General features: G+C 71.5%; 22 protein-coding genes. 12 read left to right on the top strand and 10 right to left on the bottom strand.

What is annotated here, in order from left to right; genetic code table 11:
* Positions 1-5 precede the first annotated feature (5 nt).
* From AB0G11_RS06225 to AB0G11_RS06200, 6 genes are all read right to left on the bottom strand, one after another.
* Positions 6-905 (bottom strand): L,D-transpeptidase, encoded by a 900-nt coding sequence (locus tag AB0G11_RS06225; protein WP_357584304.1) that lies wholly within the window; start codon positions 903-905, stop codon positions 6-8.
* 155 nt (positions 906-1,060) lie between these two features.
* Positions 1,061-1,918: a hypothetical protein gene (locus AB0G11_RS06220; RefSeq protein ID WP_219500621.1), complete on the bottom strand. Its 858-nt coding sequence runs from the start codon at positions 1,916-1,918 to the stop codon at positions 1,061-1,063.
* Positions 1,919-1,967: 49 nt separating this feature from the next.
* Positions 1,968-2,720 (bottom strand): hypothetical protein, encoded by a 753-nt coding sequence (locus tag AB0G11_RS06215; protein ID WP_357584302.1) that lies wholly within the window; start codon positions 2,718-2,720, stop codon positions 1,968-1,970.
* A gap of 60 nt (positions 2,721-2,780) precedes the next feature.
* Positions 2,781-2,960, bottom strand: a complete 180-nt coding sequence (locus AB0G11_RS06210) for a hypothetical protein (protein WP_357584300.1) — start codon at positions 2,958-2,960, stop codon at positions 2,781-2,783.
* The gene (locus AB0G11_RS06205; protein WP_357584298.1) at positions 2,932-3,534 is read right to left on the bottom strand and encodes a hypothetical protein; all 603 of its coding nucleotides are present in this window, start codon (positions 3,532-3,534) and stop codon (positions 2,932-2,934) included. The genes AB0G11_RS06210 and AB0G11_RS06205 overlap by 29 nt, the downstream gene beginning before the upstream one ends.
* A 5-nt stretch (positions 3,535-3,539) precedes the next feature.
* The gene (locus AB0G11_RS06200; protein WP_219500627.1) at positions 3,540-4,361 is read right to left on the bottom strand and encodes a hypothetical protein; all 822 of its coding nucleotides are present in this window, start codon (positions 4,359-4,361) and stop codon (positions 3,540-3,542) included.
* A gap of 281 nt (positions 4,362-4,642) precedes the next feature.
* On the opposite strand from AB0G11_RS06200, the gene sucC reads away from it, so the two are divergent.
* The 3 genes from sucC (at position 4,643) to AB0G11_RS06185 (ending at position 8,591) form a co-directional block, all read left to right on the top strand.
* A complete protein-coding gene (gene sucC / locus AB0G11_RS06195; protein ID WP_219500628.1) occupies positions 4,643-5,824 on the top strand; it encodes an ADP-forming succinate--CoA ligase subunit beta in 1,182 nt (393 codons plus the stop codon).
* A 3-nt stretch (positions 5,825-5,827) separates the two neighbouring features.
* The gene (sucD, locus tag AB0G11_RS06190) at positions 5,828-6,703 is read left to right on the top strand and encodes a succinate--CoA ligase subunit alpha (protein WP_357584297.1); all 876 of its coding nucleotides are present in this window, start codon (positions 5,828-5,830) and stop codon (positions 6,701-6,703) included.
* A 370-nt stretch (positions 6,704-7,073) separates the two neighbouring features.
* Positions 7,074-8,591 (top strand): DUF6350 family protein, encoded by a 1,518-nt coding sequence (locus AB0G11_RS06185; RefSeq protein ID WP_357584330.1) that lies wholly within the window; start codon positions 7,074-7,076, stop codon positions 8,589-8,591.
* On the opposite strand, the gene AB0G11_RS06180 is transcribed toward AB0G11_RS06185, so the two are convergent.
* The gene (locus AB0G11_RS06180; protein ID WP_308125616.1) at positions 8,588-9,004 is read right to left on the bottom strand and encodes a hypothetical protein; all 417 of its coding nucleotides are present in this window, start codon (positions 9,002-9,004) and stop codon (positions 8,588-8,590) included. The two genes, AB0G11_RS06185 and AB0G11_RS06180, sit on opposite strands and share 4 nt — an antisense overlap.
* A 64-nt stretch (positions 9,005-9,068) precedes the next feature.
* Here AB0G11_RS06180 and purN point away from each other — a divergent pair, with 64 nt between their 5' ends.
* The 3 genes from purN to AB0G11_RS06165 all read left to right on the top strand — a co-directional run bounded on the left by purN (position 9,069) and on the right by AB0G11_RS06165 (position 11,540).
* Positions 9,069-9,710, top strand: a complete 642-nt coding sequence (gene purN / locus AB0G11_RS06175; RefSeq protein ID WP_219500630.1) for a phosphoribosylglycinamide formyltransferase — start codon at positions 9,069-9,071, stop codon at positions 9,708-9,710.
* Positions 9,707-11,248, top strand: a complete 1,542-nt coding sequence (gene purH, locus AB0G11_RS06170; RefSeq protein ID WP_357584295.1) for a bifunctional phosphoribosylaminoimidazolecarboxamide formyltransferase/IMP cyclohydrolase — start codon at positions 9,707-9,709, stop codon at positions 11,246-11,248. The genes purN and purH overlap by 4 nt, the downstream gene beginning before the upstream one ends.
* Positions 11,249-11,357: 109 nt before the next feature.
* Positions 11,358-11,540, top strand: coding sequence for a hypothetical protein (locus tag AB0G11_RS06165; RefSeq protein WP_219500799.1), 183 nt, complete (start codon positions 11,358-11,360; stop codon positions 11,538-11,540).
* Here AB0G11_RS06165 and AB0G11_RS06160 read toward each other — a convergent pair.
* Positions 11,519-12,439: an ROK family protein gene (locus AB0G11_RS06160; RefSeq protein ID WP_219500632.1), complete on the bottom strand. Its 921-nt coding sequence runs from the start codon at positions 12,437-12,439 to the stop codon at positions 11,519-11,521. The two genes, AB0G11_RS06165 and AB0G11_RS06160, sit on opposite strands and share 22 nt — an antisense overlap.
* Before the next feature lie 155 nt (positions 12,440-12,594).
* Between AB0G11_RS06160 and AB0G11_RS06155 the strand changes: the two genes are divergently transcribed.
* The 6 genes from AB0G11_RS06155 (at position 12,595) to AB0G11_RS06130 (ending at position 18,271) form a co-directional block, all read left to right on the top strand.
* The gene (locus AB0G11_RS06155) at positions 12,595-13,449 is read left to right on the top strand and encodes a bifunctional methylenetetrahydrofolate dehydrogenase/methenyltetrahydrofolate cyclohydrolase (protein ID WP_357584293.1); all 855 of its coding nucleotides are present in this window, start codon (positions 12,595-12,597) and stop codon (positions 13,447-13,449) included.
* Between the two features lie 80 nt (positions 13,450-13,529).
* A complete protein-coding gene (locus tag AB0G11_RS06150; RefSeq protein WP_357584291.1) occupies positions 13,530-14,264 on the top strand; it encodes an SDR family oxidoreductase in 735 nt (244 codons plus the stop codon).
* 25 nt (positions 14,265-14,289) lie between these two features.
* A complete protein-coding gene (locus AB0G11_RS06145) occupies positions 14,290-15,579 on the top strand; it encodes an MFS transporter (protein WP_219500636.1) in 1,290 nt (429 codons plus the stop codon).
* A gap of 13 nt (positions 15,580-15,592) precedes the next feature.
* Complete coding sequence (locus AB0G11_RS06140; RefSeq protein ID WP_357584289.1) at positions 15,593-16,723, top strand: C45 family peptidase; 1,131 nt, start codon at positions 15,593-15,595, stop codon at positions 16,721-16,723.
* On the top strand, positions 16,716-17,549 hold the full coding sequence (locus AB0G11_RS06135) for a polysaccharide deacetylase (RefSeq protein ID WP_357584287.1): 834 nt from the start codon (positions 16,716-16,718) through the stop codon (positions 17,547-17,549). Before AB0G11_RS06140 ends, AB0G11_RS06135 begins: the two co-directional genes overlap by 8 nt.
* The gene (locus AB0G11_RS06130; RefSeq protein ID WP_219500641.1) at positions 17,546-18,271 is read left to right on the top strand and encodes an SDR family oxidoreductase; all 726 of its coding nucleotides are present in this window, start codon (positions 17,546-17,548) and stop codon (positions 18,269-18,271) included. The genes AB0G11_RS06135 and AB0G11_RS06130 overlap by 4 nt, the downstream gene beginning before the upstream one ends.
* Positions 18,272-18,319: 48 nt before the next feature.
* Here AB0G11_RS06130 and AB0G11_RS06125 read toward each other — a convergent pair whose 3' ends face one another.
* Positions 18,320-20,065, bottom strand: a complete 1,746-nt coding sequence (locus AB0G11_RS06125; protein ID WP_357584285.1) for an ABC transporter substrate-binding protein — start codon at positions 20,063-20,065, stop codon at positions 18,320-18,322.
* 200 nt (positions 20,066-20,265) lie between these two features.
* A complete protein-coding gene (locus AB0G11_RS06120) occupies positions 20,266-20,448 on the bottom strand; it encodes a hypothetical protein (RefSeq protein ID WP_357584283.1) in 183 nt (60 codons plus the stop codon).
* Between the last annotated feature and the right edge of the window lie 38 nt (positions 20,449-20,486).

The raw sequence follows: 20,486 nt of genomic DNA, 5'->3' as shown, positions 1-20,486 counted from the left end.
GACGGTCAGAGGGCGCTGCCCTGCTTCCACTGGGTCCAGTTGAGCTGCCAGTAGCTCCAGCCGTTGCGCCAGTCGAGCTTGCGCTTGGTGCCGGTGATCTTCACGACGTCACCGCGCTGGGCGATGTCGTAGAACCACTTGGCCCCGGCCGGGGTGGCGCGCACGCAGCCGTGGCTCTGGTTGGAGCGGCCGAGGAACTGGTAGTCGCCGTAGCTCTGGTGGACGTACTCGCCGCTGTCGGAGATGCGGACCGCCCACGGGATCTGCTCCTTGTAGTAGCGCGGGTCCTTGGGGTCGGTCACGCCCATCCACGACGAGGTCATGGTCTCCACGGCCTTCTTGCCCATGGTCAGGTGGACGCCGCTGGTGGTCAGGTAGATGTCGACGCCGTTCCTGATCAGCCCGCCCCGGCCGGCGCTGATCGGGATCTTCTTGGCCAGCCTGCCGTTGCGGTAGACCTTCATCACGTGCTTGCGGGTGTCGACGACGGAGATGTTCTGCGCGCCGACGGCGAAGCGGCGGCTGACGTTCCTGGCCGCCTGGTTGCCCGGGATCTCGCTGAGCAGGGCCTTGAAGAGCACCTTCTGGTTGGGCTTCCAGTAGGTCTTGGTGCGGTAGACGACCTTGTTGTCGGCGATCCACCGCCAGGCGCCCTCGACGGGCTTGTCGGCCTCGACCCGCAGCACCGACTCGGCCGCCGCGCGGTCGCGCACCTTGCGGTCGAAGGTCACGATGATGGGGAAGCCGACGCCCACCTTCTCCGACTTCTCGCCGAGCGGGGTGATGTCGGCGATGCCGAGCTTGACCTTCTTCGGCGCGGCGGCCTGGGCGGGCACCGTCGGCGCCACGCAGAGGGCCGCGGCGACCAGGGCGGTCACGGCCGGCATCCGGGGGAAGAGCTTCACAGGTCGTACTCCTGGACTATGTGCTTGACGCGTTCGCTACGTGTGACAGCTGAGGCTCGTGTTTCGCCGTCCAGGAAGGCGTCACGATGTCATAACGGTTCAATTTTGTACATTCCGGTGGCCGGCCGTGGCGGCGCCACGGCCGGCCTCAGGACCTACTTGGTGGCGATGCCGTTGAGCTTGCCGAACTCCTCGACGGTCTCCTCGCCGCCCTCCTCCAGGTCGGTGGTGACCTGGTCGGCCGTCGGCGCCTTGATCGTCAGCTTGCCGCCCCAGCCGGTGAAGCGGGTGTCGACGCTCAGGCTCCCGCTGTCCATGGCCAGCGCGACCGCCGAGAACGTCGTCACCAGGCGCGTGGGCAGGCCCTTGGCGTCCACGGTGAGCCGCCAGTTGATCGGCGTCTTCAGCGTCTTGGCCGTGTCCTTCGCCCCCATCCTGGAAGCGCGGAACCACGCCGACGCCTTGCGCAGCTCACCGACGGTGATCTTGCCGGTGTAGCCGCCCGAGGTCGCCTTGGCGTTCTTGAACAGCGCCTTGAGCGTGGCCGGCTCCGCGATGTTCACGGGCTGGCCCAGCACGCCCAGAATGCCCGCGGGCGGGCCGTTCGGGGCCTTGTACCAGGTCTCGCCCTCCGGCAGCACGGTCGACCAGATGCCGCCCGACAGGTAGGACGTGGTGCCGATCCTGATCGTGCGCTCCGACTTGGTCATCGCCGCGATCAGCGAGTCCTCCTCGGCGTCCAGGTCACTGGCGTTGATGGCCAGCTTGCCGGTGATGTCGGACGCGGCGATGCCCGACCGGCCGAACGCGAAGCTGCCGTGACGCCTGAGGAAGACGGCGCGCTGGCCGTCCTCGATCACGGTGGTGCGCTCGGTGAACTTCACGCCCTTGCCCGGGGCGACGTGCTTCTTGACCGCCGTCACCGGGTTCTTGGGCGCAGCGGCCTGGGCGGGCGTCGCCGTCACGAGGGCGGCGGCCGACGCCAATGCCAGGCCGGTGATGATGCGCTTCATGCAGATTCCTCTCGATTCCTGTAATCGTTCGTGCAGGGCCCGGCGGGTCTCAGTCCTTGGACTTGGGAGCGACCTTGCCGGCGGGCGGCGCCTTGATCGTCACCTTCGCGCCCCAGCCCCTGTAGGTGGTGTCGTTCTTGACCGTGACCCCCTGCCAGCCGATGAGCCCCTCGGCGTCGTAGGAGGAGACCAGCCGCTGCGGAACGCCGCTACGGCTGACCGTGAGCCGCCAGTCGACCTCGGTCTTGGGCTCCATGTAGAGCGGGACGCTCATGCGGAACCACGGCGACACCTTCTTCAGCTGGTCGAACGTGATCGTGCCCTGGTAGCCGTTCGACGTGCGCTCGGCCTTGGCCAGCAGCTTCTTCAGCGTGGCGGGCTCGACCGGGTTGATCGGCTGGGAGAACCAGCTGCTCGACCCGGTGTGGTCGGACTTGCGCCAGGTCTTGCCCTTCGGCAGGTTCTCGCGGTAGATCCCGCCCGACACGTACGCCGTCTTGCCGACGATGATCGTGCGGTCGTTCTTGAAGACGGACTCGCCTTCCTTGACCTGGTACGTCGCCGCCAGGTCGGCTGCCGCGATCTTGCCCTTGCCGAACATGAACCGGCCCTTGCGCTTCATGAACGGCTCGGAGCCGTCCTCGCGTACGAGCGTGGTGGTGTCGGTGAAGCTGACGCCCTTGCCCGCGACGAGCTGCTTCTTGACCGCCGCGAGGGGGTCCTTGGGCGCCGCCTGCGCGGGGGCGGCCACGGCGAGCGCGGCGGCCGAGGCCAGCACGACGCCGGTGATGAGGGTTCTCATGAGGGTGCCATTTCTGGTGAGGGGTACGGGCGGGCCCTCTCGGGAAGGGCCCGCCGGACGTCACTCCGCCGCGACCGTGCCGGCGGGCGGAGCCTTGATCGACACCTTGGCGCCCCAGCCTCGGTACGTGGTGTCCATCCTGAGCGTGCCGAGCATGCCCCTGACCATCCCGCCGGCCGGGTAGGACGTGACGAGCCGCTTCGGCAGGCCGTCAGGGCCGACGGTGAGCTTCCAGGTCACCTCGGTCGCGCCCGCGCGCCACAGCGGGACGCTCTGGTTGAACCAGGGCGAGACCTTGCCCAGCTCGTCGAACGTGATCGTGCCCTGGTAGCCGCCCGCCGTGCGCTTGGCCTTGGCCAGCAGCTTCTTCAGCGTGGCGGGCTCGGCCGGGTTGATCGGCTGGGCCCAGTTGTTGCTCAGCGCCGCGCTGTCGGTCTTGAGCCACTTCTTCCCCCTCCGGCAGCTGCTTGTCGTAGTAGCGGCCGGACAGGTAGGCGGACTTGCCGATCAGGATCGTCCGATCGTTCTGGAAGGAGTCCAGCCCTCGCTGGAGGGTCTCCTTCGGATACGTGGACGCCATGTCGGTCGCGGCCACCTTGCCCTTGCCGAACATGAAGCGGCCCGTGCGCTTCAGGTACGGCTCGGGGCCGTCGTCGCGCACGTACGTGGTGGCTTCGGTGAAGCTGACGCCCTTGCCCGCGACGAGCTGCTTCTTGACCGCCGCGAGGGGGTCCTTGGGCGCCGCCTGCGCGGGGGCGGCCACGGCGAGCGCGGCGGCCGAGGCCAGCGCGACGCCGGTGATGAGGCCCTTCACGCGGTTTACCGCTGGTCCAGCGAGTGGAGGCCCTTGCCGGGCAGCTCCGACGGCAGCTCGGTGTCCTTGCCCAGGTCGAGGAGGTCGACCCACTGCGACTCCGGCGGCGCGACGACCTTGACCTTGCCGCCCCAGCCCGTGTAGCGGCTCTCGGTGACGGCCCTGGTCTTGCCGAGCAGGCCGAAGTCCAGCGTGTAGTCGCTGACCACGCGCTTGATCAGGCCCTTGGCGTCGACGTCCAGCAGGTAGGAGATCTTGATCTTGCCGACGTTGCCGGTGATCTTGGCGCCGGTGAGCTTGCCCAGCTCCTTGGCCGTCAGCGAGCCGGCGTAGTCGCCCTTGACGACCTTGGCCTTGGCGACCAGGGCCTTGAGCAGCTTGGCGTCGAAGACGTCGATGACCTGCTCGGTGCCCATGGCCTGGACGCCCTCGTAGCGCACCCACTTCTTGCCCTCGGGCAGCTCCTCGCTGAAGAGCCCGCCCTGCATGTAGGTGTCGCCGCCGACGCTGATGGCGCGCGAGTTGGAGATGCCGCGCAGCATCTCGGCCATCTCCGCCGAGGCGCCCTTCGGGATCTTGACGCGGGTCGTGAGGTCGGAGGCGACCACTCCGGACTTGCCGAATTCGAGCACGCCGGTGGTCTTGCCGCTTCTGGTCTCTTTACCGTCGGTGAACGTCCGGTTCGTTTCTGAAACCCGAACGCCGTGGCCCGGCTTGAGCTGCTTCTGCAGCGCCTTGACCGGGTTGACGGGCGCGGCCTGCGCTGGTGCCGCCGTGACCAGCGTCGACATGGCGGCCACGGCCAGCCCGGCAATGATTCGCTTCATTGCGATCCTTTGACGTCGAGTTATTGAGGGGTATGGATCATGTCAATTGAAGATCACAGGTATATCTCGGCGAAACTGGTTATTAACGTCGAATCGGTGCACTTTCCGTGCAGCGTGCGCATCGGGGAAGTGAGATCACCGTCACATCGCGGGATATCTGCTACCCGATGACCTGGTCAGGTCAAGGTTGGGGCTAGGCTTCACTGGCGGAAAACGCCCGGCACGCACGGGGTGGACCGGGCCGTCGAACATCAGTCGGAAATGAGCAAGGACGGACCCTCGTGGACCTGTTCGAACATCAGGCGAAGGAGCTCTTCGCGGACTACGGCATCCCGGTGCCTCGCGGCATCGTCGCCCACACCGTGGAGGAAGTGCGGGCGGCAGCGGAGCAGCTGACCGGCCGTGTCGTCGTCAAGGCCCAGGTAAAGACCGGCGGGCGCGGTAAGGCCGGCGGCGTGAAGGTGGCCGACGACGCCGCCGACGCCGTCGAGAAGGCCGGCGCGATCCTCGGCATGGACATCAAGGGCCACACGGTCCACAAGGTGCTCGTGGAGGAGGCCAGCGCGATCGCGGAGGAGTACTACTTCTCGTTCCTGCTCGACCGCGCCAACCGCACCTTCCTCGCGATCTGCTCGGCCGCGGGTGGCATGGACATCGAGGAGGTCGCCCACAGCACGCCCGAGAAGGTCGCCAAGGTGCCCGTCTCGGCGCTGACCGGTGTCGACCGGGCCAAGGCCCGCGACATCGCGATCGCCGGCGGCCTGCCGGAGAAGGCCCTCGACGGCGCCGCCGAGCTCATCGAGAAGCTCTGGTGCGCGTTCGTCGACGAGGACGCCACGCTGGTCGAGGTCAACCCGATGATCCTCGCGGCCGACGGGCAGGTGAAGGCGCTCGACGGCAAGGTCACGCTCGACGACAACGCCACCTTCCGCCAGGCCGACCACGAGGCCTTCGCCGACAAGGCGGCCGAGGACCCCCTGGAGGCCAAGGCCAAGGAGAAGGACCTCAACTACGTCAAGCTCGACGGCGACGTCGGCATCATCGGCAACGGCGCCGGCCTGGTCATGTCCACGCTCGACGTGGTCGCCTACGCCGGTGAGGCGTTCCCGGGCAAGCCGTCCCCGGCCAACTTCCTCGACATCGGCGGCGGCGCGTCCGCCGAGGTCATGGCGGCCGGCCTGGAGATCATCATGTCCGACCCGTCGGTCAAGTCGATCTTCGTGAACGTCTTCGGCGGCATCACCGCCTGCGACGCCGTCGCCAACGGCATCGTGTCGGCGTTCAAGCTCCTCGAAAGCCGCGGCGAGGCCGTCACGCACCCGCTGGTGGTCCGACTCGACGGCAACAACGCCCAGCTCGGGCGGCAGATCCTGGCCGACGCCGCACTCCCGCGCGTCGAGCTGGTAGACACGATGGACGACGCGGCCAAGCGGGCCGCCGAGCTCGCTGCGGCAGGTGTGTGACACATGGCTATCTGGCTGACCGAGAACAGCAAGATCATCGTTCAGGGCATGACCGGCGGCGAGGGCACCAAGCACACCCGCCGCATGCTCGCCTCCGGCGCCCGCGTCGTGGGCGGCGTCAACGCCCGCAAGGCCGGCACCACGCACGAGGGCCTGCCAGTGTTCGGCACGGTCAAGGAGGCCATCGAGAAGACCCGCGCCGACGTGTCGGTCGTCTTCGTGCCCCCGGCGTTCACCAAGGACGCCGTCAAGGAGGCCATCGACGCCGAGATCCCGCTCTGCGTCGTCATCACCGAGGGCGTGCCGGTCCACGACTCCACCGAGTTCTGGGCGTACGCGGTCGCCAAGGGCAACAAGACCCGCATCATCGGCCCCAACTGCCCCGGCATCGCCTCGCCCGGCGCCTCCAACGCCGGCATCATCCCGGCCGACATCACCACCTCGGGCCGCATCGGACTGGTGTCCAAGTCCGGCACGCTGACCTACCAGCTCATGTACGAGCTGCGTGACTTCGGCTTCTCCACGGCCGTGGGCATCGGCGGCGACCCGGTCATCGGGACCACCCACATCGACGCCCTCCAGGCGTTCCAGGAGGACCCGGGCACCGACGCGATCGTCATGATCGGCGAGATCGGCGGCGACGCCGAGGAGCGCGCGGCGGCCTACATCGAGGAGCATGTCACCAAGCCGGTCGTCGCCTACGTCGCGGGCTTCACCGCCCCCGAGGGCAAGACCATGGGCCACGCGGGCGCCATCGTGTCCGGCTCCGCGGGCACCGCCCAGGCCAAGAAGGAGGCCCTGGAGAAGGTCGGCGTCCGCGTCGGCAAGACCCCCTCCGAGACCGCTCGGCTGATGCGGGAGATCATGCAGTCCCGCTGAACTGCTTTCACGGCCGAAGCCCCGCGCGGTTGAGCGCGGGGCTTCCGCTTTTCCTGGGCGCCGCCCGGGAGCGCTCACGGCCGGTCGGTGACACGCCGGCCGGTTGGGCCCGCGAGTGCGCCCCGGCCGCCCTGTCCGGGGCTTTGGGGTCTCTTGATCTTGCCCTCGACGACTATTGATCTTGAAACGGCGCACAAACTGGGCGGGGGCGGCGCGTCAACCAAGCGCTGGTCGGGAAAGATTGAGAAAATCGCTTGTTGTGACGGCGATACTCGACCAGCTGCGGACCGCCCCCCGGTCGGTTCTCGGCAAGCTCCCCGGGGTCTCGAGTGACGATGACGAGACGCGCCGGCCACTGCCTGTGTCCGGGATGCTGGCCGCCGCGTGCACGCTGGGCGTCGGGCTGGCCGTGCTCACGACGCTCACGCTGGTCGGCTGGATCGCCGCGCCACGCGGCACGCTGGGCGACGGGCTGCCCGGGGTGTTCCGCACGGCGGCGCAGATCTGGCTGGCGGCCCACCATGCCGGGTTCGCCATCCCGGGAGGCCGGGTGGGGCTGCTGCCGATCGGCCTGATGGTGCTGCCCGCCGTGCTGCTGTACAAGGCGGGCCGGTGGATGGCCCGCGACGCCGACCTGCGGCTGCGGCTGCCGGCGCGGCTGCCGAAGAACAGCCCGCGCGAGAAGGCCGCGGCCCGGCGCCGCGCCCAGCTGCTGCTGGTGGCGCAGGCCGGTGTGTCGCTGGCGGCCCCGTACGCGCTGCTGGCGGGTCTGATCGCGCTCGTCACCAGCAACGAGATCACCCAGCCGTTCATCGGCGAGGCGCTGCTGAGCCACTTCCTGCTGGCGTTCGTGGTGGGCGCGGTGGCGACGGCGCGGACGATCGGGCCGTGGCGGGCGATGCTGCGGTTGCTGCCGGAGCGGGTGCGGGCGCTGACGGTCGGCACGGCGGTGGCCACGGCGCTGCTCGTGCTGTTCGGGCTGGGCCTGGTGCTGGTCGCCGTGGCGCTCAACTTCGACCAGGTGCGCGAGCTGTCGAACGTGCTGTCGCCGGGGGTCGTGGGCGGGCTGCTGCTCCTGCTGGTGCAGGCGCTCTACCTGTTCAACGTGGTCATCTGGGCGTCGTCGTACATCGCCGGGCCGGGCTTCGCGATCGGCGCCGACACGCTGGTGGCGCCCACGGGCGTGCAGCTCGGCACGGTGCCGAGCCTGCCGCTGCTGGGCGCGCTGCCGGAGAGCGGGCCGGTGCCCGCGTGGATGATGGCGGTGATCGCGCTGCCGTTCGCGGCGGGCGCGGTGGCGGGCGTGGTCGTGGCCAGGATGTCGCCTTCTCCCGCGTACGAGGCCGCGCCGCTGTGGGGTTTCCTGACGGGCGTCACGTCCGGGCTGGTGGCGGGGCTGCTGGCGGCGCTGTCCGGGGGCCCGATCGGCGGCGGCCGGCTGACGGCCGTCGGGCCGTCGCCGTGGGAGGTGGCGCTGTCGGTCGCGCTGGAGGTCGGCGTGGCGGCGGGCATCTCCGCCGGGGTGACGAACCTGCTGCTGCTCAACCGCAAGGCCCGCGCGCCGCTGGACAAGGCGGCGGCGCCGGTGCGCAAGGCGGGGGCGGCGATCGCCCGGGCGGCGAGCAAGGTGGGGCTGGCCGAGGCCGACGTCCGCCCGCTGCCCGGTCACTGGATGGACGCCACGGAGGCCGACACCCAGCCGATCCCGGTCATCCGTGACGACTGGCAGGACGAGCACGCCTCGGCCGCGGCCGAGACGCTCTCGCAGGCGCGCCCGCGCCCGCCGATGGACCAGGCGGCGCCGGCGCGTCAGGACATCGTGGACGAGTCGGACGACCGGGGCGGCCACGTCATCTACGTCGACCCCTACGCCTGGGACCGCGACTAGGGCGTCGTGCCCAGGATCTCCAGCACGTCGGAGGGCAGCTTCTTCTCCGCCGCCTCCCTGAACTGCACGTAGCACTCTCCCTGGGAGGACACGGTGCCCGCGCCCTTCAGGCATTCCTGGTAGGCGGAGTGCTCGTCCATCAGATAGAGCTGCATGGCCGTGGCTCCGGCCGACAGCAGCAGTGCGACGGTCGAGACGGCGATGCCGCCCGCTGCCGCGCCTGTGGGCTTGCCCGCGTTTCGCAGCAGCGGGAGTGCGCGAATCCCCGCCACGAGCGCGAACACCGCCAGAACCAGGCCCGCCGCGGGCAGCATGATCGTCATCGCCAGCGCGGCGATGGACAACCAGATCGCCCGGCGTCCCGCGGACTCCGCGGGCTGCTGACCGGCTGGTGCTTGCACCGGTGTCGACACCTGACCTCCTCTGCGTCACCGTGACCGGGAACAGATACGCTGGCAGCCCCAACCCGGAATCCTCATGGGAGTGTGCGTGTCCAAGGCTGCGCGGCTCGTCGTCCTCGTCTCCGGCTCTGGAACAAACCTACAGGCCCTCCTGGACGCTTCCGCCGATCCGTCTTACGGAGCCCGGGTCGTGGCCGTCGGTGCGGACCGGGATGGCATCGAAGGACTGGCTAGAGCATCTCGCGCAGGTATACCCACTTTTGTCCGAAAGTTGGGCGATTACCCGTCCCGGGCCGCGTGGGATGCCGCGCTCGCGGCGGAGATCGCCGCCCACAAGCCGGACCTGGTCGTCTCGGCCGGCTTCATGAAGATCGTCGGAGCTCCGACCCTGGAGGAGTTCCCGCTGCTCAACACCCACCCCGCGCTGCTGCCGGCCTTCCCCGGCGCCCACGGGGTGCGTGACGCGCTGGCCCACGGGGTCAAGGTGACGGGGTGCACGGTGATGCTGGCCGACGCCGGCGTCGACACCGGGCCGATCGTCGCGCAGGAGGCCGTGCCCGTGCTGCCCGCCGACGACGAGGCGACCCTGCACGAGCGCATCAAGACCGTCGAGCGCCGCCTGCTCGTCGACGTCGTCGGCCGGATGGCCCGCGAGGGCTGGACGGTCAGCGGACGCAGCGTCCGCATCGGTAACCCATCAGGAGGGGAAAGCACGTGACTCGCATCGCCATCCGGCGCGCTCTCATCGCCGTCTACGACAAGTCGGGGCTGGAGGAGCTGGCCAGAGCCCTGGACGGGGCGGGGGTGGAGATCGTCTCGACGGGCGGCACGGCGGCGGCCATCGCCTCCTACGGGATTCCGGTCACCAAGGTCGAGCAGCTCACCGGCTTCCCCGAGTGCCTCGACGGGCGGGTCAAGACCCTGCACCCGCGCGTGCACGCCGGCATGCTGGCCGACCTCAACAAGCCGCACCACGTGGCGCAGCTCGACGAGCTGGAGATCGACCCGTTCCAGCTCGTGGTGGTCAACCTCTACCCGTTCCAGCAGACGGTCGCCTCGGGCGCGTCCGACGCGGAGTGCGTGGAGCAGATCGACATCGGCGGGCCCGCGATGATCCGCGGCGCGGCCAAGAACCACAGCACCTGCGCGGTCGTGGTCGACCCCGCCGCCTACGGCGACGTGCTGGCCGCGCTCGACCACGGCGGCTTCACGCTCACCGAGCGCCGCCGGCTGGCGGGCGCCGCCTACGCCCACACCGCCGCCTACGACGTGGCCGTGGCGTCCTGGTTCGCCAACGGCTACGCCGAGCAGGAGACGTGGCCGCAGTTCATGGGCGCCACCTGGGAGCGCAAGAGCGCGCTGCGCTACGGCGAGAACCCGCACCAGGCCGCGGCCCTCTACAGCGCGGGCGGCGACGGCCTGGCCAACGCCGAGCAGCTGCACGGCAAGGAGATGTCCTACAACAACTACCTGGACGCCGACGCCGCCTGGCGCGCGGCCTGGGACTTCACCGGCCCGTGCGTCGCCATCATCAAGCACCAGAACCCGTGCGGCATCGCCGTCGGCGCCGACGTGGCCGAGGCCCACCGCAAGGCGCACGCCTGCGACCCCGTCTCCGCCTACGGCGGCGTGATCGCGGTCAACGGCGCGGTCACCGCCGAGCTGGCCAGGCAGATCGCCGAGGTGTTCACCGAGGTCGTGGTGGCGCCCTCCTACGAGCCCGAGGCGCTGGCCGTGCTCACGCAGAAGAAGAACATCCGCCTGCTGGTCTGCCCGAGCGGCCCGGTCAACCCGGCCGAGTTCCGCCGCATCGACGGCGGGCTGCTGGTGCAGCAGGTCGACCGGATCGACGCGGCCGGCGACGACCCGGCGACCTGGCAGCTCAAGGCGGGCGAGCCGGTGTCGCCGGCGCTGATGGCCGACCTGGTGTTCGCCTGGCGGGCGGCGCGTTCGGTCAAGTCCAACGCGATCCTGCTGGCCGGCGACCTGGCCACGGTGGGCGTCGGCATGGGCCAGGTCAACCGGGTCGACTCGTGCCGGCTGGCGGTGTCGCGCGCGGGGGAGCGGGCGGCGGGTTCAGTGGCCGCGTCCGACGCGTTCTTCCCGTTCGCCGACGGGCCGCAGGTGCTCATCGAGGCGGGCGTCAGGGCCATCGTCGAGCCGGGCGGCTCGGTGCGTGACCAGGAGGTCATCGAGGCCGTGGAGAAAGCGGGCGTGGCGCTCTACTTCACCGGCACGCGGCACTTCTTCCACTGATGCCGAAAGGGTGGCCTGCCGGAGCGGGTCACCCAAAAACGGGTCAAGCATCCGCATGGTGCGGTTAATCTGAGGGCTTCCGCCGCGTGATTGCTCCCCGGAGTCCCTTATGACACTGCTCGACGCATCCCTGCAGGCCCTCATCGCCGTGAACGGGTTCGCGACCAGCCCCTTCGTGCTCATCCTGCTCGCGTTCATCGGCGCCTACCTGGGCGGGCGGGTCGTCGAGCTCATCCCGTTCACCCGCCGGATCATCGAGCGGCGTGAGGCTCAGTTCGCCGAGCGCGAGTAGTCCCAGGCCAGTTTGGCGGCGCCGGCCAGCCCGGCCCGTACTCCCAGGGTGGTCGGCCGGACCCGCACCGCCCTGACGAACGCCAGCCCGCCGACGTCGTCGAGGGCCCGCGCCAGCGGCTCGAACAGCACCGGCCCGGCGCCCGACACCCCGCCGCCGACGACCACGGTGCTCACCTCGGTGGCGGCAGCCGTGGAGGCGATCATCCCGGCCAGCGCCGCGGCCCCCCGCTCGAAGGCGGCCACGGCGACCGGATCGCCGTCCGCCGCGTCGCGGGCCAGCATCCGCGCGTCCGGGCGCGCTGTCTCGGGGTGCTCCGAGCCGGGGCGCCAGCCGTTCTCCAGGGCCCAGCGGGTCATGTTGGGGCCGCTGGCGTAGCGCTCGACGCAGCCGCGCCCGCCGCACTCGCAGCGCTCGCCGTACGGGTCGATCGTCATGTGGCCGACGTGCCCGGCGTTGCCGGTGGGGCCGAGCAGCGGCCGCCCGCCGATGACGAGGCCGCCGCCGATGCCGGTGGAGACGACCACGCCCAGCAGCGCCGAGCTGCCGCGCCCGGCGCCGAGCCAGTGCTCCCCGAGCGCCATGCACTGGGCGTCGCCGGCGAGCACGGTGGGCAGCCCGGTCAGCGCCCGCACCTCGTCGCGCAGCGGGAAGCGCCGCCAGCTCGGCATGTTCACCGGGCTGACGGTGCCGCGGTCGAGCGGCCCGGCGCAGCCGATCCCCACGGCGACCGGCGCGGGCCCGTCGCCGGTCACCTCGTCGACGAGCCCGCCGAGCGCGGCCATGACCTGCTCGCGGGGCGTGGGCCGGGTGGCGGAACGCAGCACGGCGCCCTCCTCGTCCACCAGCGCGGCGGCGAGCTTGGTGCCTCCGATGTCGATGGCGAGTACGTACGTCATCGGCGTGCGGGCGGGCGGGGGTGAGCGGACATGACCACCTCTCGAGGGAGCGCGCAATTCCGGCGAAGGTCACCATATGCCGTCCAAAGTCCGATGACAACGATGTCATTCGGGTCGTGGACGCCCGGCAGCCGGAGCGTGGAAGGATTGACCGCATGAGCGCAGTGAGACTCGACGGCAAGGCGACGGCAGCGAAGATCAAGGCGGACCTGGCGGCCCGGGTGACCGCGCTCAAGGAGCGTGGCATCACGCCCGGCCTCGGCACCGTGCTGGTCGGCGACGACCCGGGCAGCCAGATCTACGTGGCGGGCAAGCACCGCGACTGCGCCGAGGTCGGCATCTCCTCCATCCGCGTCGACCTGCCCGCGACCGCCACCCAGGCCGACGTCGAGGCCGCCATCGACGAGCTCAACGCCTCGCCCTCCTGCACCGGCTACATCGTCCAGCTCCCGCTGCCCAAGCACCTCGACACGATGGCGCTGCTGGAGCGGATGGACCCGGCCAAGGACGCCGACGGCCTCCACCCGGTCAACCTGGGCCGCCTGGTCCACATGGTCGACGCGCCGCTCCCGTGCACGCCCCACGGCATCGTCCTGCTCCTGCAGCAGTACGGGGTGCCGATCAAGGGCGCCGAGGTCGCCGTGGTCGGCCGCGGCATCACCGTGGGCCGCTCGCTCGGCCTGCTGCTGACCCGCCGCAGCGAGAACGCGACCGTGACCCTCTGCCACACCGGCACCCAGGACCTGGCCGCGCACGTGCGCCGCGCCGACATCGTGGTGGCCGCGGCCGGGGTGCCCGACCTTATCACCGCCGACATGGTCAAGCCGGGCGCCGCCGTGCTCGACGTCGGCGTCTCCCGCGTCAACGGCAAGATCGCCGGTGACGTGGCGGCCGACGTGGACGACGTCGCCGGCTTCCTCACGCCCAACCCGGGCGGCGTCGGCCCGATGACCCGCGCCCTCCTGCTGTCCAACGTGGTGGAGGCCGCCGAGCGCACATCCGTCATCTGACGGACGCCACGGGCCGCCCACCGGCCCAGGATGGTCCTCAAAGCCCCTACCAGGGCATACGCCGGTAGGGAGGGAGGACCATGGAGCTCGAAGGACTGGTCGCCGCCGTCACCGGCGGCGCCGCCGGTCTCGGCGCCGCCATCGTCGACGGCCTGCGCGCACGCGGCGCCCAGGTCGTCTACGGCGACCTTCGCGACGACCGCCCGCCGTCGGCCGGCGCCCTCTACCACCCCCTGGACGTACGCGACCGCGACTCCTGGGACGCCTTCGCCGAGACCGTCCGCGCCACCCACGGCCGGCTCGACATCCTCGTCAACAACGCCGGCGTCAGCGTCCGCAGCGGCCTGCTCGACACCGCCGACGACGACTGGGACCGGGTCCTGCGCACCAACCTGTGGGCGCCGTGGACCGGCATCCGCGCCTTCGCCGCCGAGCTGACCGCCAGCCCGCACGCCAGCGTCGTCAACATCGGCTCCGTCTACGGCCAGGTGCCGCCGCCCGGCCCGCCCTCGCCGCCCTCCTCCGTGGCCTACCAGGTCAGCAAGGCCGGGCTGCACATGCTCACCAGGACCGCGGCCGTCGAGCTGGCCGGCCGCGGCATCCGCGTCAACGCCGTGCTGCCCGGCGTGTTCGTCACGCCGCTGCTGCGGCAGCTCTCCGACGACCAGCTCAGGCCCCGGATCGAACGCGCCCCGATGGCCCGCCCGGGCGACCCCGCCGACGTGGCCGAGGCGGTCGCCTACCTGGCCTCGCCCCGCGCGTCGTTCGTCACCGGCGTCCTGCTGCCGGTCGACGGCGGCTACACCGCCTCATGACCCCCCCGAGAAGTGAGAGGTCGCGATGAGCGACAACAGCACCCTGAACCGGACCGGCGGCTCCATGCGCGCCGTCGTCGCCGGCTCCTTCGGCAACATCATGGAGAACTACGACAACCTGGTGTACGGCTACACCGCCGCCACACTGGGCAAGCTGTTCTTCCCCGAATCGGACGGCCTCGTCGGCACCCTCTACACGTTCGCGGTGTTCGCCGTCGGCTTCCTCATGCGCCCGCTCGGCGCGATCACGTTCGGGCACGTCGGCGACAAGTTCGGCCGCCGGATCGCGCTGGTGGTCAGCGTGCTCCTGATGGGCGCGGCCACCACGCTGATCGGCCTGCTGCCCACGTACGAGAGCATCGGCGTGCTCGCGCCGCTGCTGCTGGTGGTCCTACGGATGGTGCAGGGCTTCTCGGTGGCGGGCGAGTGGGCGGGCTCGGCGGCCTTCCTCGTCGAGTACGCCCCGGCGCGGCGGCGCGGCTTCTTCGGCAGCTTCAACCAGGTCTCCACGGCGGCCGGCTTCCTGCTCGCCTCCGGCGTGGTGGCGCTCAACTCCACGATCTTCACCGAGGAGCAGGTGCTCGCCTGGGCGTGGCGGATCCCGTTCCTGCTGTCGGCGCTGACGGCCGTGGCCGCGCTCTGGCTCCGGTACGGCCTGGACGAGACGCCGGCGTTCGCCGAGGAGCAGGAGAAGGGCGCGACGGCCAAGAGCCCGCTCAAGGAGGGGCTGCGCACCGAGTTCCCGAGCATCCTGCGCGGGTTCGGCTTCACCATGCTGTGGACGGTCGCGTACTTCTTCTTCCTCACCTACCTGCCGACCTGGCTGGCGGACGTGGCCGGGGTGGACCCGGGCGTGGCGCGGGCCTCCAACATCGTCGGGCTGGTCGTGCTGACCGTGTGCATCGCCTCGTTCGGCGCGCTGTCGGACCGGGTCGGGCGCAAGCCGCTGCTCATCGCGGCAGCCGCCGGGTTCCTGGTGCTGAGCTGGCCGGTCATGCTGCTGCTGCAGCACGGCGGCACGTTCGGCGTGTTCGCCGGGCAGATCGTCATCGCGGTCGTCCTGGCCATGTTCTCGGGACCCGGCCCGGCGGCGCTGTCGGAGATGTTCCCGACGAAGCTGCGGTATTCGACGATGTCCATCGGCTACAACTTCGCGGTCATGGCGTTCGGCGGCACGGCGCCTTTCGTGGCCACGGGCGCGATCCAGCTCACCGGGTCCGACATGTCGCCCGTGGTGCTGCCGATCGTCTCCGCGTTCGTCACGCTCCTCGTCGTGATCGGCATGCGGGAGACCGCCCACCGGCGCCTGCACTAGGAGGGAACCGACCATGAACCCACCCGTTGTCGCGGTCCAGGGCACCTACGAGGAGATGGGCGCCGAGCTCGGCCGCCGCACCGCCGGCCTGGTCGAGCAGAGCCTCGGCACCTACCTGCGCCGCTTCCGCGACCAGGCCGGGCTCGGCGACGCCGACGTGCGCCGCTGGGGCGCCACCTACCTGGAGGTCGCCAGGGACTACGACCCCCGCATCGCGCGGATGCTCGAAGGGCTCGCCGCCGGCGCGGGCCGGCCGGTCGAGCACATCACCGCGCTCAACGCGCGCACCGAGATGCTGTACGGGACCGGCTACCGGGACGAGGGATGCACCTCGGTCGCGGCCATCGGCAAGCACACCCGCGACGGCCACACGCTGCTCGCGCAGAACTGGGACTGGCACCCGGAGCAGGGCCCGGTCACGTTCCTGCTGGCGACCCGCGACACCGACGGGTTCGCGGTGCTGACGCTGGCCGAGGCCGGGATGCTGGCCAAGTCGGGACTCAACTCGGCGGGGCTCGGCGTGTGCGCGAACCTGCTGGTCTCCGACCGCGACACCGGGGGCGCCGGGGTGCCGTACCACTATCTGCTGCGCGGCGTGCTGCAGTCGCGCACGATGAGCGAGGCGCACCGCAAGGCGCTGGACGTGACGCGGATCTCCTCCGGCAACCTGCTCATCGCCGACGCCGGAGGCGAGGCGATCGACCTGGAGGTGGCGCCGGGAGTGTTCGGCGCGCTGCTGCCGGAGGGCGGGCTGATCACGCACTCCAACCACTTCCAGTGCCCGCTGCCGCTGACCGACAGGAAGGCAGCCACCTCGGCGCTCACGCTGCTGCGGCCGGCGAGGGCGCGACACCTGCTGGAGGACGCAGCCGCCGCGCGCACGCTGGAACCGCGCGACCTCGTCGCCGCGCTGCGCGACCACTACTCCCACCCCGACAGCATCTGCCGGCACGCCGACCCGGACGTCCCCGCCGCCGAGGTGGTGACGACCGTCTACTCGGTGCTGATGGACCTGAACCGGCGGGAGCTCAGCATCGCGCCGGAGCCGCCCTGTTCGCACCCGTACGAGCGGTGGCGGCTGGACGACGTGTTCGAGCCCGGCGCCGTACCCGAGGTCTGCTTCCCTGAGGAGGGCCATGCCTGAGAACACGATCTGCCTGACGTTCGACTTCGACGCCATCTCGCTCTGGCTGGCGCGCGGGATGACGTCGCCGGGGCCGGTCTCGCGCGGCGAGTTCGGCGCGCACGCGATGCCGCGCATCCTCAAGGCGCTGGCCAGGCGCGGGATCACCGCGACGTTCTTCGTCCCCGGCCACACTGTCGACACCTATCCGGCCGAGTGCGCCGCCATCGCCGAGGCCGGGCACGAGATCGCCCTGCACGGCTACGCGCACGAGCCGGTGTCGAAGCTCGACCGGGCCGGCGAGCTCGCGGCGGCCGTGCGGGCCCGCGACTCCATCAGGAGGGTCACCGGCTACGAGCCCACCGGCAACCGGACGCCGAGCTGGGACTTCACCGCCTCGACCGTGGACGTGCTGCTGGAGCTGGGCTGCGAGTACGACTCCAGCCTGATGGGCACCGACTACACGCCCTACTACGCCAGGCGCGGCGACGTGGCCGACGCCGACGGGCCGTACCGGTTCGGGGAGCCGACGCCGCTGGTCGAGCTGCCGGTCTCCTGGTCGCTGGACGACTACCCGCAGTTCGAGTATCTGCGGACGGACACGGCGATCATGCCGGGGCTGCGCGATCCGGGCACGGTGTTCGGCAACTTCCTGGACGACGTGGACTACATGGTCCGGGAGGAGCCGGGCGGCGTGTGCGTGCTGACGTTCCACCCGCAGGTGATCGGCCGGGGGCACCGGATGATCGGGCTGGAGCGCTTCCTCGACGCCTGCCTGGAACGGCCGCTGGCCTTCCGCACCTGCCAGGAGGTCGCCCGCGCCTTCCGCGCCGGGGACGGCTCGTGAGGTTCGCCGGCCGTACGGTGCTCGTGCTGGGCGCGGCGGGCGGGATCGGCGCGGCGGCCTGCGCGGCGCTGTCGCGCGAGGGGGCGCGGGTGGTCGCCGCCGACGCGCCCGGGGCCGGCGCCGAGCTGGCCGCCGACCTGGCCGAGCCGGGCGCCGCCGCGGCCGTCGTGCGGGAGGCGTGGCGGTCCCACGGCCCGCTGGACGCGCTGCTGCACGTGGCGGGGCTGTTCCCGGCGCGGCGGGCGCTGGAGTCGACCGAGGAGCTGTTCGACCGGGTCATGGCCGTCAACACCCGCTCGGCGCTGATGGCCGCCACCACGCTGGCCGGCCTGTGCGCGGGCCGCCCGGCCGCCGTCGTGTTCACCAGCTCGGGCGGGGCGGGCCGTCCGCGCCCCGGCACCACCGTCTACGCCGCCTCCAAGGCCGCGCTGGAGGCCGTGACCCGCGGCCTCGCGCTGGAGCTGGGCCCGCTGGGCGTCCGGGTCAACGCCGTCGCCCCGGGCTTCGTCGACGTGGGCTCCGCGCTGAACCCGGTCCCGGCCGCCTACGTCGAGGCCGTCGCCGCCGGCAGCCCGGCCGGCCGCGTCGCCGGGCCCGGCGACATCGTGCCCAGCCTGCTGTGGCTCTGCTCCGGCGAGTCGGCCTGGGTCAACGGGCACGTGCTGGCCGCCGACGGCGGCGCCGGGCTCGGCTCGCCCGCCGCGCCGTCATGGCTGAGCTGAGCCGGAGCCGTGAACCGGTGCTGTCACGGCCGGGCTGAGCCGGCGCTGTCATGGCCGGGCTGGGCCGGCGCGGAAGGCGTGCTGCGCCAGCTCCACCGGCGCGATCACCCGGCTGCGGCCGTCCTGCACCTGGTGGACGAGGTGCGCGTGGGCCAGCGAGGCGTCCCACGTGTCGTCCGGGTAGGCCAGCGCCCGCTGGCCGCGCCCGCCGAAGTAGTACGGGCCCGCCGCCCCCCGGTGCACGCCCTCGCGCAGCGAGCGCACCACCGCCCCGAAGTCCCACGGCCTGCCGACCTCCGACCAGGCCCCGGCCAGCATGTGGATCATGTCGTAGTGGATGGCCGCGCTGCCGCTGCCCGGCTCGTCCCCGTAGGCGTGCCGGTAGCGGCGCATGAACCTGGCGCTCACCGGGTCCCCGTACGTGCCGATGACCGTGGACCACAGCAGGCCCTCGGCCAGCCCCTCCATCCGCTCCTCGAATCGGGGGATCGTCGGCGTCCACACCGTGTAGACCAGCGACCGGCTGCCTGACCCGCGCAGCTCCTCCAGGAACCGGCGCAGCTCGTCCTCCACGTACGTGCACACCAGCACGGCCGCCGGCTCGATCGCCTGGATGCCGGCCACCACCTCGGGCCACGGCACCCGCGTGTCGGCGATCGGCACCATCGCGGCCAGGTCCCAGCCGCGCGCCCCGGCCAGCTCGTCCAGCTCGGCGGCCCGGTGCGGGTCGTGGTCGTCCTCGCGCACCAGCGCCACCAGCCGCCGGTTGTCCGGCCGCCACTGCCCGGAGGTGTCGAGCAGATCCAACGTCCGGACGAACCCGGACAGGTACGCCGTCTCGGTGGCACACACCTGGAACGTCTGCCCGAGCATGCCGGGATTGTCGTGCACGTGCTCGGTGATCGACGGCGACACCATCGCGTGCATCAGCGGCGCCCGGTACTCGGCCGCCAGGGTGATCGCGCCCAGGTGGTAGCGCGGGCTCACGTTGCCCAGCGTGATGGCGTCCACGTCGTGCGAGCGCAGGTACTCCACCGCGCGCAGCAGGTCGCCGTCCGTGTCGCCGGACACCTCGATCGCCAGGTGGTCGATCCGCCGCCCGCCCACGCCGCCGCGCGCGTTGACCTCCTCCACCGCGATCGCCGCGCCCCGCCGCATCGCCAGCGCGTCGAACCGCCTCGGCCCGTCGAGCGGGTAGATCGCGCCCAGCCGGATCGGCCGCCTGACGGACCCGCCGCCCGGCCCCGGCCTCGGCGCCGGCTCGGCCCGGGCGCAGCCGCCGGTCACCCGGCCCACCGCCGTGACCGCGAACCCCTCCGGCCCGGAGAACGGCGCAAGCAGCGCCTCCTCGTCCACGGCCAGCGCCGCCGCCGCCGTCCGCGTCGGCGCGCCCAGCTTGACCAGGATCCGCTCGACATGCGTGGCCACGGTACGGGCCCCGCACCCGACGCGCTCGGCCGCCTCCGGGTTCGTCATGCCGGCGGCCACGCAGGTCAGCACCTCGTGCTCGCGCTCCGTCAGCCCCCACGGCGCCTCGCACCGCCGCGCCTCCAGCCCGGTCACGGTGCCGCGCCCGGTGACGGACACCTCGACGCTCACCCGGTACAGCCGCCGGTCCGCGCCCCGCCAGTAGTAGCGCAGCAGCCCCGGCCCCTCGCCGGCGGCCCGCATCGCATGCTGGACCAGAGGACGATTACGCGCGAAGAACCCGGCGGCGCCGGTCACGACCCGCTTCCCGGGTTCGACCACGAGCCTGGCCCGGAACTCCGGCTCCGCCTCCAGACGTCTCTCCATTTCGTGACGATACCGGCCATATCCCACAAACCGCCACCGCCTGGGGCGCTACGGCGACGCTGTGACAGTGCCATGATGTCGAATCACACTTGCCCGACCACACTGTGTAAGGCACACTGGACAGTGCCGCATCCCCTGGGGTGCGGAAGTGAGGCCGGGCCTCCCGATGGAATCGGGCGTCCGGCCTTTGCGTTTCCCGCTCAGCCCACGCAGATCAGGCGAGCCTTCGAGGCCAGCGTTTCGTAGCAGGCCGGCTGCCCGTCCATGACCGAGGTCTGCCAGGTGACCGCAAGCCCCTTGGGAACGACCCGAGCAAGACGCAACCCCGTCAACAGACCTCGGTCGAGATGATCCTGTTCGGGCGAACGGGCCTCGATGACCACCGCAGCACAGCCGGCTCTGTCGATCTCGGTGAGAAGGC

Origin of the sequence: Nonomuraea sp. NPDC023979 (assembly GCF_040639085.1) — a bacterium.
Lineage (GTDB): Bacteria > Actinomycetota > Actinomycetes > Streptosporangiales > Streptosporangiaceae > Nonomuraea > Nonomuraea ceibae.
This window is presented reverse-complemented; position numbering and strand designations above follow the sequence as displayed.

Excerpts from the sequence above, each read along its gene's own strand:
- AB0G11_RS06220 (WP_219500621.1), bottom strand. The coding sequence starts at position 1,918 with ATGAAGCGCATCATCACCGGCCTGGCATTGGCGTCGGCCGCCGCCCTC.
- AB0G11_RS06215 (WP_357584302.1), bottom strand. The coding sequence starts at position 2,720 with ATGAGAACCCTCATCACCGGCGTCGTGCTGGCCTCGGCCGCCGCGCTC.
- AB0G11_RS06200 (WP_219500627.1), bottom strand. The coding sequence starts at position 4,361 with ATGAAGCGAATCATTGCCGGGCTGGCCGTGGCCGCCATGTCGACGCTG.
- sucD (WP_357584297.1), top strand. The coding sequence starts at position 5,828 with ATGGCTATCTGGCTGACCGAGAACAGCAAGATCATCGTTCAGGGCATG.
- AB0G11_RS06185 (WP_357584330.1), top strand. The coding sequence starts at position 7,074 with ATGCTGGCCGCCGCGTGCACGCTGGGCGTCGGGCTGGCCGTGCTCACG.
- purN (WP_219500630.1), top strand. The coding sequence starts at position 9,069 with ATGGGAGTGTGCGTGTCCAAGGCTGCGCGGCTCGTCGTCCTCGTCTCC.
- AB0G11_RS06165 (WP_219500799.1), top strand. The coding sequence starts at position 11,358 with ATGACACTGCTCGACGCATCCCTGCAGGCCCTCATCGCCGTGAACGGG.
- AB0G11_RS06160 (WP_219500632.1), bottom strand. The coding sequence starts at position 12,439 with ATGACGTACGTACTCGCCATCGACATCGGAGGCACCAAGCTCGCCGCC.
- AB0G11_RS06155 (WP_357584293.1), top strand. The coding sequence starts at position 12,595 with ATGAGCGCAGTGAGACTCGACGGCAAGGCGACGGCAGCGAAGATCAAG.
- AB0G11_RS06150 (WP_357584291.1), top strand. The coding sequence starts at position 13,530 with ATGGAGCTCGAAGGACTGGTCGCCGCCGTCACCGGCGGCGCCGCCGGT.
- AB0G11_RS06145 (WP_219500636.1), top strand. The coding sequence starts at position 14,290 with ATGAGCGACAACAGCACCCTGAACCGGACCGGCGGCTCCATGCGCGCC.
- AB0G11_RS06140 (WP_357584289.1), top strand. The coding sequence starts at position 15,593 with ATGAACCCACCCGTTGTCGCGGTCCAGGGCACCTACGAGGAGATGGGC.
- AB0G11_RS06135 (WP_357584287.1), top strand. The coding sequence starts at position 16,716 with ATGCCTGAGAACACGATCTGCCTGACGTTCGACTTCGACGCCATCTCG.
- AB0G11_RS06125 (WP_357584285.1), bottom strand. The coding sequence starts at position 20,065 with ATGGAGAGACGTCTGGAGGCGGAGCCGGAGTTCCGGGCCAGGCTCGTG.